12 protein-coding genes and 1 pseudogene are annotated in these 15,472 nt (G+C 63.7%); 7 read left to right on the top strand and 6 right to left on the bottom strand.

Translation table 11 applies throughout. The features are described 5' to 3' along the window. The first annotated feature begins 185 nt into the window (after positions 1-185). The 7 genes and pseudogenes from NKI85_RS18605 to NKI85_RS18575 all read left to right on the top strand — a co-directional run bounded on the left by NKI85_RS18605 (position 186) and on the right by NKI85_RS18575 (position 9,362). Positions 186-1,627, top strand: a pseudogene (locus NKI85_RS18605) (DHA2 family efflux MFS transporter permease subunit). A gap of 280 nt (positions 1,628-1,907) precedes the next feature. After that, positions 1,908-2,894 (top strand): ABC transporter permease, encoded by a 987-nt coding sequence (locus NKI85_RS18600; RefSeq protein ID WP_352524186.1) that lies wholly within the window; start codon positions 1,908-1,910, stop codon positions 2,892-2,894. A 60-nt stretch (positions 2,895-2,954) separates the two neighbouring features. After that, positions 2,955-3,980, top strand: a complete 1,026-nt coding sequence (locus NKI85_RS18595; RefSeq protein WP_352524188.1) for a sugar ABC transporter substrate-binding protein — start codon at positions 2,955-2,957, stop codon at positions 3,978-3,980. Positions 3,981-4,062: 82 nt separating this feature from the next. Then, positions 4,063-6,186, top strand: coding sequence for an ABC transporter permease (locus NKI85_RS18590; protein ID WP_352777393.1), 2,124 nt, complete (start codon positions 4,063-4,065; stop codon positions 6,184-6,186). Further along, complete coding sequence (locus NKI85_RS18585; protein WP_352777391.1) at positions 6,183-7,241, top strand: SMP-30/gluconolactonase/LRE family protein; 1,059 nt, start codon at positions 6,183-6,185, stop codon at positions 7,239-7,241. The genes NKI85_RS18590 and NKI85_RS18585 overlap by 4 nt, the downstream gene beginning before the upstream one ends. Continuing rightward, on the top strand, positions 7,241-8,737 hold the full coding sequence (locus NKI85_RS18580; protein WP_352524193.1) for a sugar ABC transporter ATP-binding protein: 1,497 nt from the start codon (positions 7,241-7,243) through the stop codon (positions 8,735-8,737). The genes NKI85_RS18585 and NKI85_RS18580 overlap by 1 nt, the downstream gene beginning before the upstream one ends. Before the next feature lie 217 nt (positions 8,738-8,954). Further along, the gene (locus NKI85_RS18575) at positions 8,955-9,362 is read left to right on the top strand and encodes a carboxymuconolactone decarboxylase family protein (protein ID WP_352524194.1); all 408 of its coding nucleotides are present in this window, start codon (positions 8,955-8,957) and stop codon (positions 9,360-9,362) included. A 210-nt stretch (positions 9,363-9,572) separates the two neighbouring features. Here the strand turns inward: NKI85_RS18575 and NKI85_RS18570 are convergent, their stop codons facing one another. Genes NKI85_RS18570 through NKI85_RS18545 form a run of 6 tightly spaced genes read right to left on the bottom strand, consistent with a single transcriptional unit; the run spans position 9,573 to position 15,350 of the window. After that, entirely contained in the window at positions 9,573-10,460 is an 888-nt protein-coding gene (locus NKI85_RS18570; RefSeq protein ID WP_352777506.1) for an amidohydrolase family protein, read from the bottom strand. Next, positions 10,460-11,593, bottom strand: a complete 1,134-nt coding sequence (locus NKI85_RS18565) for a vWA domain-containing protein (RefSeq protein WP_352524195.1) — start codon at positions 11,591-11,593, stop codon at positions 10,460-10,462. The genes NKI85_RS18570 and NKI85_RS18565 overlap by 1 nt, the downstream gene beginning before the upstream one ends. Further along, a complete protein-coding gene (locus NKI85_RS18560) occupies positions 11,590-12,471 on the bottom strand; it encodes an AAA family ATPase (RefSeq protein ID WP_352524196.1) in 882 nt (293 codons plus the stop codon). Before NKI85_RS18560 ends, NKI85_RS18565 begins: the two co-directional genes overlap by 4 nt. Positions 12,472-12,480: 9 nt before the next feature. After that, positions 12,481-13,485: a xanthine dehydrogenase family protein molybdopterin-binding subunit gene (locus NKI85_RS18555; RefSeq protein ID WP_337145651.1), complete on the bottom strand. Its 1,005-nt coding sequence runs from the start codon at positions 13,483-13,485 to the stop codon at positions 12,481-12,483. A 1-nt stretch (position 13,486) separates the two neighbouring features. Beyond that, positions 13,487-14,854: a xanthine dehydrogenase family protein molybdopterin-binding subunit gene (locus tag NKI85_RS18550; RefSeq protein WP_352524197.1), complete on the bottom strand. Its 1,368-nt coding sequence runs from the start codon at positions 14,852-14,854 to the stop codon at positions 13,487-13,489. 13 nt (positions 14,855-14,867) lie between these two features. Further along, complete coding sequence (locus NKI85_RS18545; protein WP_352777387.1) at positions 14,868-15,350, bottom strand: (2Fe-2S)-binding protein; 483 nt, start codon at positions 15,348-15,350, stop codon at positions 14,868-14,870. Positions 15,351-15,472 lie beyond the last annotated feature (122 nt).

Here is a 15,472-nt window from a genome sequence, read left to right as displayed (position 1 = left end):
AAAAGGCCGGTTCGGCGGCAGGGCTAAGTCATCGCATAACCGGCTGCGATGTCACATGAAAGTTTGTTGCCCATGTCTGGACGACGCCGCCCAAATACTGTTGAAACCGGTGCGTCATCGGTTTGCCGGACAATTGGGCGGTTGCCGATGGAGCGGGAGAAAATTCCCTTCGGACAGTTCTGCGCATGACCGCCATTCCCGAAAACGACCCCTTGCCCGAAGCCACGACGGCGGCGCAGCAAGCCCGGCGGGTGGCGTTGATTGTCGCCGTCGCCTTTTTCATGCAGCTTCTGGATTCGACGATCATCTCGACATCGCTGCCGCAGATGGGAGAATCCTTCGGCGTGCCGGCGGTGGCGATGAGCATCGGCATCACCGTCTATATGCTGACCATGGCGGTGTTCGTGCCGCTGTCCGGCTGGCTCGCGGACCGTTTCGGCGCGCGCAACATCTTCCTCGTGGCGATCGCCCTGTTCACGCTGGCCTCGATCGCCTGTGGCATCTCACAGAACCTGACCGAATTCGTCGCGGCGCGCGCGGTTCAGGGCCTGGGCAGCGCGCTGATGACGCCGGTCGGCCGCATCCTGGTGCTGCGCAATGCGCCGAAATCCGAGCTTCTCAGCGCCACCGCGCTGATCACCTGGCCGGCGCTGTTTGCGCCGGTGGTCGGGCCGGTACTTGGCGGCTTCATCACCACCTATCTCTCTTGGCACTGGAATTTCTTCATCAACATTCCGCTCGGCGTTGCCGGCCTGTTGCTGGTCGCCCGCTTCATTCCTGGCGACCGCGAAGCCGGGGCCAAGCCGCTCGACTGGCCGGGCTTCCTGCTGACCTCCGTCGGGCTCGCCTCGATGCTCTATGGCCTCGAGCGCATCGCGCATCCGGAAGACGGTGTGTTGCCGACCGTGGCACTGCTCGGCACGGGCATTTTGGTCGGCTGGCTGGCGGCGCGGCATCTGGGACGCGCCAACCATCCGTTGCTCGATCTCACAGCGTTCAAGGTGCAGACTTTTGCCATCTCGACGCTGTCGGCCGGCACGATTTTCCGGATCGCCATCAACGCCACGCCATTCTTGCTGCCGCTTTTGTTCCAGGTCGGCTTCGGCCTGAGCCCGGTCGATGCGGGCATGATGATCCTGGCCTATTTCCTCGGCAATCTCGGCATGAAGGCGGTGACGACGCCGACGCTGAGGCGCTTCGGCTTCCGTTCGGTGCTGATCGTCAACGGGGTGATCGCCTCTTTGTCGATCATGGCTTGCGCAGCGCTTTCGCCCCAGACGCCGCAAGCATTGGTGGTGGTGCTGATGCTGATCGCCGGACTGTCGCGTTCGATGCAGTTCACCGCGCTCAACACGCTGGCCTTCGCCGACGTGGCCTCGCCGCAGCGCAGTTCGGCGGCAACGCTGTCCAGTATGCTGCAGCAGGTGGCGATGCTGTTCGGCGTAGCGGTCGCGGCGGCACTGCTCAACCTGTCGCAGATCGCCAGGGGCGTGGCGGCGCTCGATCTCGTCGACTTCCGCCTTGCCTTCCTGGTGATCGGCGCAATCGGGCTCGTCGCCTCGTTTCGCTTCTGGCGTTGCCGAAGGCCGCCGGCGCCGAGGTCTCGGGCCATGTTTTGCGGATTTGACGCGGGAACTCCGCGGCGAGCGCGGACATAAATTCTGCTTGCTCCGCTCGTCTTGGAGCGAACCTTCGCCAGCGGTTCGATCGGCACGATCAATTGCAAAAGTGCTTGAGTTCCGGGCATTGCGCCGGCGTCGCCAATCAATGCGCCCAACAGCAGAATTTCCTCGCAAGCCGGCCTGCAATGCGCGGATTCATTTGACGAATTGGTCTTGAGCCGATTAGCTTTCGTTCCGATGGCCGCAGAGGGAGCAGGGCGTAGCCATCGCGGGTGAAAGCGGGCAATGAACGCGATCGGCTGGCTAAACTGGAGAAGCCTGAACCAGGAGGGCATTGTCTTTGCCATCGCGGTTGTGCTGTTCATTGCCGCTGCGATCGGGCTGCCCGGGTTTATCAACTCGAACAATCTCGTTGCCATCGTGCGCTCGGTCTCGGTGCTGGGCATATTGGCCCTCGGCATGGCGGTCGTCATTATCGGCAGAGGCATCGATCTGTCGGCGGTGGCGATCATGGCCATGTCGGTCGCGTGGTATTTGCAACTGCTGAATTCGGGGACGTCCGACGGGCTGGCCTTCGCCTATGTGCTCGCCGGTGTTCTCGCCATCGGGCTGTTGAACGGAATCCTGGTCGCCTACGCCGAGGTCCCGGCGATCTTCGTGACGCTGGCGACCGCGTCCTTCGTCTTCGGCTATGTGCGTTCGCAACTGATCACGCAGGACGCCGTGCCGGTGCCGCCCGGCCATTGGGTCGAGCTTTTGGGCGGGCTGCGCTTCCTCGACATCCCGGTCGAGGTCTTTGTCTTCGCCGGGCTGGCTTTCGCCTTTTTCCTGTTCCTGCGCTACACCAAATGGGGCCGCTACGTCTATTTCGCCGGCGACAATCCGGTCGCGGCGCGCAACATCGGCATTCCGGTGCGCCCGATGCTGGTGCTGCGCTATGTGCTGTCGGCCTTGGTCTCGCTGGTGGCCGGCTTGCTCACTGCCGCGAGCCTGCATTCGATCAACACCCGTATCGTCAACTCCACGCTGCTCTACGACATCGTGCTGGTGGCGGTGATCGGCGGCATCGGCCTGTCGGGCGGGCGGGGCGGGGTGCGCAACGTGCTGGTCGGTGCCGCGCTGATCGGAATCCTGCTCAACGCCATGACCATCATCGACATTCCGCTGCTCTATCAGAACCTGATCAAGGCGGCGATCCTGCTGGCGGCGATCATCGTCGACGGCTTCATCAATCCGCGCGACGAGCAGACCGCCCAGCAAGGCGACATTTAGACTGAGGCGGACGGTTGGGGGCCGGCCGCGAACGACAATAACCAAACCAGAGGATGTGACATGAGAATCATCGGGACATTTATGGCTGCCGCGGCAGCGCTTGCTGTCTCCGCCTTCGTGGCGCCAAGCTTCGCCGCCGAGGATCCGGGTCCGGCCGCCTATTCGCAAGCGCTCAAGGGCAAGCGCGTGATGCTGGTTCCGATGGCCATGGGCTTCGACCTGGCACAGGGCTGGGCGCATTTCCTGAAGACGGAGGTCGAGGCCTGGGGCGGCATCTTCGAAACGCGCGATCCGAACTGGGTGGTCGATGCGGGCGCGCAGGCGATAACCGACGCGATCTCGTCGGACACCAGGCCGGACGTGCTGATCATCCACTCGCCGGACCTCAACTCCTATGCCAAGCTGATGAAGAAGGCGCAGGCCGCCGGCACCTATGTCCTGCTGGTCGACAATCCGGCGAACTTCCCGGCCGATGCCTTTGTCGGCAGCGACTGGGATCGGCTCGGCCAGCTCGAAGCCGAAGCGGCAATCAAGGGTTGTGGGCCGAACTCCTCCAAGAAGATCGGGCTGGTGCAGGGCGACCAGGCCAACTCGTCGAGCCTCTACCAATATGCCGGCATCATGAAGGTCCTGGACAAGAACCCCGACTTCAAGGTCGTGGCCAAGCCGGACTCCAACTGGGATGCGACGACCTCGCGCAATGTGACGACGACGATGCTGCAGCAGAACCCCGACATCTGCGCCATCATCGATTTCTGGGACGGCGACGCGACCGGTGCTTCGGCTGCGATCCGCGACGCCAAGCTTGACGGCAAGGTGTTCCTGGTCACCACCGGCGGTGGTGAGAAGACCGCCGACTGCGACAAGTTGCAGGACGGCACCTATGGCGCGGTGGTGATGACCGATCTTGCCCGCCAGTCGGGCGACATGAATGCCGTCATCAAATTCCTGCTGCAGAGCGGCCAGCCGGCCGGCACGTCGCACACCTACATCTACACGCTGGAGAAGGCGACAACCAAGGCCGACCTCAAGCCAGACAGCTGCTGGGACTTGAAAGCACTGCAAGCCCAAGCTGCGGCCAAGTAAACCGCGGTCCGTTGCACGCATCGACGAGGTGGCCGGACCGGGTTCGGCCGCCTCTTTCTCTCTTGAGTGGCAGCAGCAACCGATGTCCTTTCGCGAACGCCTTCAGTCCTGGCGCTACAATCTCGTGCCCGACCACCTCGTCGGCGAGATACTGAGCAAACGCTGGACCGACAACGCCATTCCTTTCCTGGCGCTGGTGGCGACGCTGGCGACGTTCGGTTCGATCATTCCGGGCTTCTTCAAGCCGATGTCGCTGCAGGAATCGACCCGCCAGCTCGGCGAGTTCTCGCTGGTCGTCACCGGCATGACGGTGGTCATGCTGGGCGGCGGCATCGACCTTTCGGTCGGCTCGATCTTCGCGTTGTCGTGTTTTTCCGCGGTCTTTGTCTTCTTCATCCTCGAACAATCGGTGTGGCTGGCGCTGGCCGCCTCGATCGCCTCCGGCCTGCTGTTCGGCGCGATCAATGGCTATCTGATCGGCTATTTCAGGCTGCGCGCTTTTCTGACGACATTGGTCACCTTCATTTTCGGCCGGGCGCTGTTCGACATACTGGTCACCACCTATGCCGCCGACGTCCAGCTTTCCAATGCCACATCGGATGTGCTGGACTTCATCGGCGACGATACCTTCTGGGGCCTCTCGGTCGCGGTGTGGGCGGCGATTATCCTGGCCATCATCACCCACGTCGCGCTGACGCGCTCGCGGCCCGGTTGGCATGTGCAGGCGGTAGGCGGGTCGCGGCGCTCGGCCCACAATGCCGGTATCCGCGTGCGCCGCACCGTGTTCATGACCTATGTGTTCTCCGGCTTCTGCGCCTCGCTCGGCGGCTTCCTTATTGCCTGCCGGCTGAGCGGGGCAGGGCCGGGCACAGGCCTCAACCTTGAGGTCATGGCGTTGACGGCGGCGGTCGTCGGCGGCGTCAGTCTGGGTGGCGGCCGCGGTTCGGTGATCAAGGGGCTGATGGGCGCGATCATCGTGCTGACGATGACCAACGGGCTGATTCGGCTGGGCTATGGCACCGGCACCAACCAGATGGTGCTGGGCATCATGCTGGCGGTCGCGGTCACGATCGACATTCGCTGGCTGAAGAACCGACACAAGGTGCTGGACGAGGTCTACGTCGCACCGGTCTATCTGAAGATGGGCGCAACGCAGTCGGCGGCACCGGGCTCCGGCACCCCTTTCGAACTCGACAACCGGCTCTCGGAGGCTGACCATATCGGGCTCGGCGAGCTGGAAGGGCCGGAAGACGTCATCCTCGACCGCGACGATCATCTCTATTGCGGCACCAGGCATGGCGAGATCGTCCGTTGCTTCGCACCGGATTACAAACGCTCCGAGGTCTTTGCCCATATTGGCGGCTTTCCGCTCGGCCTGGCCTTCGACAAAACAGGCAATCTGATCAGCTGCGTCGGCGCGATGGGGCTTTATTCGGTCTCACCGGAGCGGGAGGTGAAGCGGCTTTCGGCGGAAACGTCGCGCTCCTGGACCTCGATCGTCGACGATGCGCGGCTGCGCGATCCCAATGATTGCGATATCGCGCCGGACGGCCGCATCTATTTCACCGACTCCACCAAGCGCTATGACGCGCACGACTGGGCGCTGGATTCGATCGAGAACCGCGCCACCGGGCGGCTGCTCGTTTATGACCCGAAGGACGGTTCGACGAAGACATTGCTCGACGGCTACCGCTACACCAACGGGGTGTGCATGGCGCATGACGGCAAGTCGCTGTTTTTTGCCGAAAGCTGGGCCTGCCGCGTGCACCGCTATTGGTTGGAAGGGCCGAAGGCGGGCACCGCTGAATGCGTCATCCGCGACATGCCTGGCTACCCCGACAACATCAACCGTGCCTCCGACGGCAATTACTGGATGGCCTGGCTTGGCATGCGCACGCCGAGCTTCGACCTGTCGCTGCGCCATCCAGACATGCGCAAGCGCATGACGCGCCGGTTGCCGCAGGACGAATGGCTGTTCCCCAACATCAACACCGGAGGTGTGGTGAAATTCAACGAGACGGGCGGCATCGTCGAAGCGATGGGCGACCTGTCGGGCGCCACGCATCCGATGGTGACCTCGATGCGCGAGCACAAGGGCTATCTCTTCGTCGGCGGTATCCTGAACAACCGCATCGGCCGCTACAGGATTGCCGGCGCCGATCCGAACTGGACCAGCCCCGCTTCCTATTGGGGTGCCAAGCCATGATGCTGGACCCGATCCTCGACATCTTTCGCGGCAAGGCGGTGACAATCCCGCCGCTTGACGGTGCCTTCAGGCCGAATACGCTGCTGGACGATGCGCCGGATTTTGCCGATCTGACCGAGCCCGACAATCTGCTGCTCGCCGACGGCCGGTTGATGGCCTCCAGCGGCAATGCCGTCTACACGGCCGCCGCCGCTGGCGCGCCAACGATGGTTGAGACATTTCCCTCGCGCGTTACCGCGCTTGCGCTTTCGCCCGCCGGCGAACTGACCGTGGGGCTCGAAAGCGGCAAGCTTTTGATTGCCGGCAAGGAGGCTCCCCTGCCGGCAGAGATCCGCTGCATTACAGCACTCGCCTATGCGGCAGATGGCGCACTTTGGCTGGCCAATGGCTCGGCCGAACATGCGCCGTCGGAATGGGCTGCCGACCTGATGAAGAAGGGGGCATCGGGTTCGCTGTGGAAGCGTGAACCGGCGGGCAGCGAATTCCGCAAGGTCGCCGGCGACATCGCCTTTCCTTATGGGCTGCATCCTGCCGGCAAGGATGTGCTGGTCAGCGAGAGCTGGCGCCATCAACTTGTCCGCTTCGATGGCGCGACAGGCAGCCGCTCGACGGTGCTGGCGCATCTGCCCGGCTATCCCGCACGGCTGTCGCCTGCCGCCGATGGCGGCGCCTGGCTGACGCTGTTTGCGCCGCGCAACCGTCTGATCGAATTCGTACTGCAGGAAACGCACTATCGAAACGACATGCTGACGCAAGTGCCGCCGCAACACTGGATCGCGCCGGCGCTCGCCTCCAACCGAAGCTTCCTCGAGCCGCTGCAATGCGGCGGCATCCGCACCATGGGCATCCACAAGCCGTGGTCGCCGAGCCGCTCCTACGGGCTGGTGGTCAAGCTCGACCGGGACATGCAGCCGCAGCACAGTTTGCACAGCCGCGCCAACGGCACGCGCCACGGCATTTGCAGCGCGATGGAACGGGACGGTCGTCTGTTCATCGCTTCGAAAGGCGGCGATTGCCTGCTGGCCATCGATCTGGCTTCAGGAGGGCATCGCTGATGGAGCCGATCGTCCGCCTGGAGAACGTGACCAAGACCTATCGCGGTGTGCCCGCGGTGAAGAGTGTCAGCTTCGAGCTGCGCAAGGGCGAGATCCACGCGCTGCTCGGCGAGAATGGTGCGGGAAAATCGACGCTGACCAAGATCATCGCCGGCGTCGTCGACGCGACATCGGGAAAGATGTTCCACAAGGGCCAGGAGATCGCCTACGCCTCGCCGCATGCGGCACTTCAAGCCGGCATCGCCATGGTGTTCCAGGAGACCAGCCTGGTGCCGTCGATGACGGTGGCGCAGAACCTTTATCTGGGTACCGAAAGCTTTCTCAACCGACTGCGCGGCACCTACATTTCGGCGCAGCAGTTCCTGCAATCGCTGAACTTTCCCGTCGATCCGAACGCCATTGTGGCGACGCTGGGTGCGGCCAAGCGGCAGATGGTCGAGATCGCGCGCGCCGTCCACCACAATGCCGAGATCATCATCTTCGACGAGCCGACAGCGACGCTGACACCAGAGGAAAAGCGGCACTTCTTCGCACTGATCCGCCGGCTCAAGGGAAGGGGTGTGTCGATCGTCTTCATCAGTCATGCGCTCGAAGAGGCGCTTGATATCGCCGACCGCATCACCATCCTGCGCGACGGTGAACTGGTGATCACCGACGATACCGCCGCCTTCGATCGCGACAGGATCGTTGCCGCCATGGTCGGGCGCACGCTTTCGGGACAGCTCTACAGCCAGCGCGACGAAACGAAACTGCGCAAGCCCGGCAAGAAAGTGCTGTCGGTGCAGGACATCTCGATGAGCAATGTCGTGCGCAACAATTCCTTTTCGATCTTCGAGGGCCAGATCACCGGCGTCTTCGGACTGATCGGCTCGGGCCGCACCGAGACGTTCAAGATCGTCTCCGGCATCTACAAGCGCGACTTCCTGCGCGGCGGCACTATCGAGCTGGACGACCGGCCGGTGCGCTATCTCGTGCCCAGCGAGGCCGTGGCGGACGGCATCGTTTATGTCACCGAAGACCGCAAGAGCGAGGGGATTTTCGAGACCATGGACGTCGCCGAGAACCTGTTCGGCGGCTTTTTGGCGGCAGGGCGGGAAAAGGGCTGGGTGATCAACGCGCAGGAGATGCGGACGCTCTCGGCCGAATGGACAAAGACGCTGAATGTCAAGGCGATCAACGACAATGCCCGCGTGGTCGAGCTCTCGGGCGGCAACCAGCAAAAGGTGGTGATCGGCAAGGGACTGGTGCAGAAACCGCGCATCGTCATCTTCGACGAGCCGACGCGCGGCGTCGATGTCGGCGCGATTGCCGAGATCCACCAGATCATCAACCGGCTGGCCGATGAAGGCCTCGCAGTCGTCGTCATCTCGTCCTACCTGCCTGAGATCATGAACCTGTCCGACCGCATCCTGGTCTGCCGGCAGGGCCGCATCGTCGAGGAGTTCTCGCCGGCCGAGGCGACGGAGGAGAAGATCATGTATGCGGCGGTTCACTAGATTCAGCTGAGGCCGGCCTGCAAATGGCGGCTTCCTGCGCTTCCGGTGCTCACGTACGAAAAGTACGCTCCGCTCCGGTTCTCGGAATCCACCATTTTCGACTCGGCCTGACCTGAATCTCTACGTCGCCGCCGGAAAAGTGAATCAGCGAATGGATTGGCAGCGATTGCTCAAGGCCTGATTCAATTCACACGACGATCAAGCGAAAGGAAATGCCATGGCCACCACAAGACTTCTGAGCGATGCCGAGGTGGAAAAAATCCCGGCGGTCAAGGCGGTGTTCGACGACATCCGTGCGACGCGCAAATCCGATTTCGTCAACAATTTCTGGCGTGGGCTGGCCAATGATCCCCCAGCGCTGAAGCGGATCTGGGAACAGCTGAAGGTAGTGATGATCGCGGACAGCGTCATCGACCCGCTGACCAAGGAGATGATCTACATCGCGGTCTCGACCGCCAATGGCTGCTCCTATTGCGTCCATTCCCACACGGCGGCGGCCCGCGCCAAGGGCATGACCGACGCGCAGCATGGCGAACTGGTGGCGATCATCGGGCTGGCCGGGCAGACCAATCATTTGGTGACGGCGATGCAGGTTCCGGTCGATCCAGAGTTTGAGGTGAGGTGAGGCGAGGCGAGACGCGGCGCCTTCCCTTCTCCCCTTGTGGGAGAAGGTGGCCGAGCGAAGCTCGGTCGGATGAGGGGTGCCGGAAGGATCGCAACATTGAAGCGTAAGTGCTTAAATTGCTTTATATTTCCTCCGTCGCGTTCCTTCCGTCTCGGCGCTTCGCGCCGATCCACCTTGTCCCACAGGGGGAGAAGGGGAGGTCTGCGCGTCTCACGCCGGCCGATATACCTTCTCCGCCGTGTTCCAGAAAATATCCGCCTCGGCCGCCGCGCCGTGTTTCGCCACCGCTTCCCGGTGCGCCTTGATCAGCTCGGAATGGCTGGTCCACAACTTCTCGATCGGGAAGTTCGAGCCGAACATCAGATGATCGCTGCCGAGGATGTCGATCGCGTTGTCGACGATATAGGCGATCAGCGCCGGATCGTTGCGGTGGACGAAGGTGCCGAGGCCGGACAGTTTTGCATAGAGGTTGGGCGCCGCCGACAGCGTGCGCAGACCGGCCTTCCAGGCCTCTGTGGTCTCCCGCTCCATGTCGGTCAGCATGCCGGCATGGGTGAGGATGAAATTGGTCTCCGGATTGTCGCCGACCAGCGTCAACCCGTCTCTCATCTGGGCCGGGAAAAGCTGCAGGTCGAAGGACAGGCCATAGTCCTTCAGCCGCGCCACGTTGGCCCGCACCTTCGGGTCGATGACCTGATCGGCGGACGGGGCAAAGCGGAAGGCCGGCGTTTCGTGCCAGTGCAGCTGCATGCGCACGCCGCGCAGCAGCGGATACTTGATCAGCCGGTCGATCTGGTGACGCACGTCGTCCACCGTCATGTCGGCATAGCCGACGATGGCGTGCGGCCAGCCGGTTTCTTCCGCGGTCTTCTGCAGGAAGGCGACCTCGTTCTCGAAATCCTCCTTCGCCCAGTTGGTCTGCACATAGACCGCCTTCTCGACGCCCGAGCCTTGCTGGTCCGCGAGGAATTCCTCGATCGGATAGTCGCGGCGGATCGGCTCGTAAGGGCCAAAGATGCGCGGCACCATCGGCCCGCGCAGCCAGGGCTGGTCCTCTCGGCGCCAGATGTGGAAATGCGCGTCGATCGCCTTCTGCATCATGAAACCCTCGTCCAGATTGCCGCGGCCGCCGGGGCAGGGCGGGCGAGCGACAGGATGAAATCGGTGAGGCCGGCGATCGACGAGCCGTCGACCAGATCGTCGAGCACCGGCAGGATGGCGCGAAGTGCTGCCGTGGCCGGCTGGAAACGCGGATCGCCGGCCAATGGCGTTGCCAGCGAAAGCCGATAGGCGCGGGCGCTCAGCCGGCGCATCGCCATCTCCAGCTCGGCATGGTCGCCACGCTCCAGCGCATCCGACAGGATGACGATCGCCGCCCCGCGTGCAAATGCCGAAAAGCGCGGTACTGAGAGGAAGGCGAGCAGCGTCGGCCCCATGCGGGTGCCGCCGTCCCAGTCGTCGACCTGCGCGGCCACGCGGGCGAGCGCCTGGTCGCGGTCGCGAATGCGCAGCGCCGAGGTGATGCGGGTCAGCCGTGTGCCGAAAGTGAATACCTCCGCTCGGTCGGCGCCTTGCACGGCCGCATGCACCAGCTTGAGGTAGTCGGCGGTGTAGAGTTTCATCGAGCCGGACACGTCGATCAGAATGAGAAGTTTGCGCGGCACGCTCTGCCGCCTGCGCAGCAGCGGCGACGGCACATCGCCGTCGGCACTGACGATCTCCCTAAGCGAACGGCGCAGATCGAGCTTGCCGCGCAAATGCGTGCGCACCGTGCGGAAGGAGCGGCGGGCGGGCAAAGCGGTTGCGAGCTTGCGGCGGAAGGCGGCAAGCCCGTCGCTGTCGCGCTGGAACTCGCGGACGCTCAACTGTTCGCTGGCCGAAGACAGTTCGCCGCCTTCCTCCTGGCGGATCACTTTGATTTCCTGTTCGCTCGATCCGCCATCGTCCTTGATCCGGGTTTCCTCGTCGCTGTCGCCTTCGGCCAGGACCGCGCTGCTTCCATAGAAATGGCTTTGGAAATACGCCTCGAATTCGTCGCGGCGGTCGGGCGGTGGCGCCAGCATGGCAAGGGCCGCCTCATGGATGTCGCTCATTGAGCGCGGCCCAAGCAGCGTCACCGCCTGCATGAAACCGGACACCTGCTCGGGCGCCACCGGGAAGCCGTAGCGGCGCAGCAGCCGGCCGAAGCCGAGGAAGGGCCTCGCCCCTTGAGGCAGGGCTGCGGCACTCACGCCAGCGCCTCCTCGACAATTTTGCCGAGCTCGGGCGCGATGCAGGAAAGGTCCTCCTCGTCCTTGATCAGCACGCCGATGGCGCGGCGAAACGCTTCCGGCCACGGGCTGCCGCCCTTTTCGAGGATGGTGGCGGCATTGGCCCATTCGACCGCCTCGGCGATGCCGGGCGGCTTGGCCAGCGGGCGGGCGCGGATGTCGCGGACGGCAGAGGCCACGGCGCGCGCCGTGGCCTTGGCGACGTCGCCAGCGCGCAGCATGATGATCTCGGCCTCGCGCCCGGCATCGGGATAGCTGATCCAGTGATAGACGCAGCGACGCCGCAGCGCTTCCGCCAGCTCACGGGTGCGGTTCGAAGTCAGGATGACGATCGGCTGCGCCGTCGCGCGAATGGTGCCTCGCTCGGGAATGCTGATCTGGAAATCGGACAGGAACTCCAGCAGCAGCGCTTCGAATTCATGATCGGAACGGTCGATTTCGTCGACAAGCAGCACGCGCTTTTCCGGCGCCTTCAGCACCTGCAGCAGCGGCCGCGCGATCAGAAAGCGGTCGTCGTAGATGTCGATCTCGTGCTCGCCGGCATGGCGGATGGCGAGCAGCTGGCGCTGGTAGTTCCATTCGTAGAGCGCATGTGCTGCGTCGATGCCCTCATAGCATTGCAGCCGAACCAGATCGCGCCCGAGAACGTCAGCTATCGCTTTTGCGGCCTCGGTCTTGCCGACGCCGGGCGCGCCTTCGAGCAGCAGCGGCTTGCCCAGCCTTATCGCCAGGAAGATAGCGGTCGCCAGGCTTTCATCGGCCAGATAGCGCGAGGCGGCGAGGCGCGACGCGACCGCCTCCGGCGAGGTCGCGACTGTCTCGGCACTTCTCTTGGGCATTTCCAACACTCAGTTCGATGCTTGCGCCTTCAGCGCCCGCAGGATGCGTTCCGGCGTGATCGGCAGCGTATCGATGCGCACGCCGACCGCGTCGAAGACGGCGTTGGCCACCGCCGGGATCTGCGGGTTGGCGCACATCTCGCCCGGCCCCTTGGCGCCATACGGCCCGTCCGCCGAGGGCCGTTCCAGCACGATGATCTCGGTTTCGGCAAGATCGCCCGGCCCCGGCATCAGATACTGGTTGAAATCGGTGCCGCCATGGTCGCGGTTGGGATAATAGGGTTCGGTCGTTTCGTAGAGCGCATGGCTGATGCCCATCCATGAACCGCCGACGAGCTGCTGTTCAACCATTTTCGGGTTCAGCGCACGGCCGATCTCAAACACGTTCTTCACCGTCAGCACGGTGACCTCGCCGGTCTCGTCGTCGACCTCGACCTCGGCCACCGTGCAGGCATGCGCATAGCAGGTCGACGGCTTCATCGCGCCGGTCTCCTTCTCCGGGTACGAGCGTGGGATCAAAAACATGCCGCGGCCGGAAATCGAGCGGCCGCGCTTGAAATGCGCCGACAGCGCGACATCGAAGATCGAGATCGATTTCTGCGGCGCGCCCTTGACCAGGATGTTGCCCTGGCCGTCGGTCTCAAGGTCGGACGCATTGACTTCCAGCTCCTCGGCCGCCACTTCGAGCATCACCTGGCGGGCTTCCCTGGCGGCCTGGATGACGGCGTTGCCGGCGCGGTGGGTGCCGCGCGAGGCGAAGGTGCCCATGCAGTGCGGGCCGGTGTCGGTGTCGGCGGTGTCGACGACGACGCGATCGGTCGGCACGCCGATCGTCTCGGCGCAGATCTGCGCCATGATCTGCTTCATGCCTTGGCCGAGATCGACACTGGACAGCGTGACCATGAAATTGCCGGTCGGCGTCGAATGCACCAGCGCCTGGGTCGGGTCGCCGCCGAGATTCATGCCGGTCGGGTAGTTGATTGCGGCGACGCCGCGTCCGCGCCTGATCGCCATCTCAAGCTCCCTTCGCGTAAGACGACATGGAGAGGTATTTTTCCGCCACCGGCCAGTTGGCGGCGCGCGAGGCTTCCTGCATGCACTCGATCAGCGCCGCACCCTCGGTCGGCTGGCGATGCGCCTTCATGTCGCCGTCGCGATAGGCGTTGACGAAGCGGAATTCGAGCGGGTCCATGCCGATCAGCCGGGCGAGCTTGTCCATTTGCACTTCAAGCGCGAAATCGCCGATGGTGACGCCGAAGCCGCGCATGGCGGAGGAGGGGGTGCGGTTGGTGTAGACACAGTAGGTGTCGATCCAGACATTCGGGATCGTATACGGCCCGGGATAATGGCCGGCGCCCTTCTGTGCGCCATAGGGCGAATGGCGCGAATAGGCGCCGGCATCGGTGTAGCCGGTCACTTTCCGCGCGACGATGCGACCGTCCTTCATGACGCCATCCTTGATGACGACTTTTTCCGCCGCGCGCGGCGAGGAAATCTGCATCTCCTCCTCGCGGCTGTAGATGAAACAAACCGGGCGCCCGGTTAGTTTGGCGCCGAGGATGGCGATTGGCTCAACGATGACATCGACCTTGCCGCCAAAACCGCCGCCGACGGTGCCGCCGACAAAATGCAGTTTGTTGCCGGGCATCTGCAGGATGATCGAGGCGTTGTCGAGGGTGAAGAACATCGCCTGCGTGTTGGTGTAGCAGGTGAAGCGGTCATTGCCCTCGGGCGCGACGATGCAGCCGGTCGTCTCGGTCGGCGCATGCTCGATCGGCGACGATTGATAGGTCTGTTCGAGCACGTGGTCGGCCCCGGCGAAGCCTGCCTCGACATCGCCGAAGCGCACCTTGCGGCATTCGCCGCTGTCATAGAGGTAATAGTTCTGGCCGTGATATTCGTTCACTATCGGCGCGCCGGGCTTCAGCGCTTCCTCCATGTCGAACACGGCCGGCAGCACCTCGTAGTCGACCTTGACCTTGGCGGCGGCCTCCTGTGCGGCGCGCTCGGTTTCGGCCAGCACCGCCACCACCGCCTCGCCCTTCCAGCGCACCTTGCCGTCGGCCAGCACCGTCTCGTCCTCCGGCCCGATCTGGATCAGGATCAGGATGGTGTAGACATTGTGCGGCACGTCCTTGGCGGTCAGCACCTTGACGACGCCCGGGTGCTTTTCCGCTTCGGACGTGTCGATGCTGCGGATGCGCGCATGATGGTGCGGGCTGCGAACCATCTTCAGATGCAGCATGCCGGGAAAATTGCGATCGGCGAAATAGGCCGTCTTGCCGGTGACATGGCCAGGTGAATCCGAACGTGGCCGCGGTTGGCCGATCTCATGCAGATCGTCCTTGCGCTGGTCGGCGAAATAGCTTTTGCGGAGTTCCATTTTCCTGACTCCCTCAAGCCGCGTTCTGCGAATTGGACCGCGCGGCGGTCAACACCGCCTGGATGATAGGCTCGTAGCCGGTGCAGCGGCAGATGTTGCCGGACAGCGCCTCGACCACCTCGTCGCGGCTGGGCTCCGGCGTGTGGTCGAGCAGCACCTTGGCCGCCATGATCATGCCTGGCGTGCAGAAGCCGCATTGCGTGGCGAACGCATCGAGGAAGGCGCGCTGCAGCGGATGCAGAACGCCGCCTTCCGAAAGGCCTGATGTCGTGGTGATGGCAGCACCGTTGCAGGTCTCGGCCAGTGTCAGGCAGGATAGCCGGAGCTCGCTGTCGATGATGACGGAGCAGGCGCCGCAAGTGCCCTGGTGGCAGCCGCCCTTCGGCGAGGTATCGCCGATCTTGTCGCGTAACGCATGAAGCAGTGTCGTGCCGCTGTCGATGAATTCGGCCTTTTCGGCGCCATTGAGCGTGAACTGAACCGGGACCTTTGCCATGTTTTCCTCCCTTGCGCGCCTTGCCGGTTTTGGGCAGCCCCCGCCCCCCCAACGGGAATTTTAGGGCCCCCGCAAACCCCCGCGATTGGCCGGCCGGGCCTGGGTGGGGGACCACGCCCGGG

The organism is Mesorhizobium sp. M0571, assembly GCF_040320985.1.
GTDB lineage: Bacteria > Pseudomonadota > Alphaproteobacteria > Rhizobiales > Rhizobiaceae > Mesorhizobium.
The sequence above is the reverse complement of the archived record's forward strand: the minus strand, read 5'-3'. Positions and strand labels throughout refer to the sequence as shown.

Bases quoted from the DNA above. Each gene is read 5' to 3' on its own strand.
- NKI85_RS18600 (WP_352524186.1), top strand. From the start codon at position 1,908: ATGAACGCGATCGGCTGGCTAAACTGGAGAAGCCTGAACCAGGAGGGC.
- NKI85_RS18595 (WP_352524188.1), top strand. From the start codon at position 2,955: ATGAGAATCATCGGGACATTTATGGCTGCCGCGGCAGCGCTTGCTGTC.
- NKI85_RS18590 (WP_352777393.1), top strand. From the start codon at position 4,063: ATGTCCTTTCGCGAACGCCTTCAGTCCTGGCGCTACAATCTCGTGCCC.
- NKI85_RS18585 (WP_352777391.1), top strand. From the start codon at position 6,183: ATGATGCTGGACCCGATCCTCGACATCTTTCGCGGCAAGGCGGTGACA.
- NKI85_RS18580 (WP_352524193.1), top strand. From the start codon at position 7,241: ATGGAGCCGATCGTCCGCCTGGAGAACGTGACCAAGACCTATCGCGGT.
- NKI85_RS18575 (WP_352524194.1), top strand. From the start codon at position 8,955: ATGGCCACCACAAGACTTCTGAGCGATGCCGAGGTGGAAAAAATCCCG.
- NKI85_RS18570 (WP_352777506.1), bottom strand. From the start codon at position 10,460: ATGCAGAAGGCGATCGACGCGCATTTCCACATCTGGCGCCGAGAGGAC.
- NKI85_RS18560 (WP_352524196.1), bottom strand. From the start codon at position 12,471: ATGCCCAAGAGAAGTGCCGAGACAGTCGCGACCTCGCCGGAGGCGGTC.
- NKI85_RS18555 (WP_337145651.1), bottom strand. From the start codon at position 13,485: ATGGCGATCAGGCGCGGACGCGGCGTCGCCGCAATCAACTACCCGACC.
- NKI85_RS18550 (WP_352524197.1), bottom strand. From the start codon at position 14,854: ATGGAACTCCGCAAAAGCTATTTCGCCGACCAGCGCAAGGACGATCTG.
- NKI85_RS18545 (WP_352777387.1), bottom strand. From the start codon at position 15,350: ATGGCAAAGGTCCCGGTTCAGTTCACGCTCAATGGCGCCGAAAAGGCC.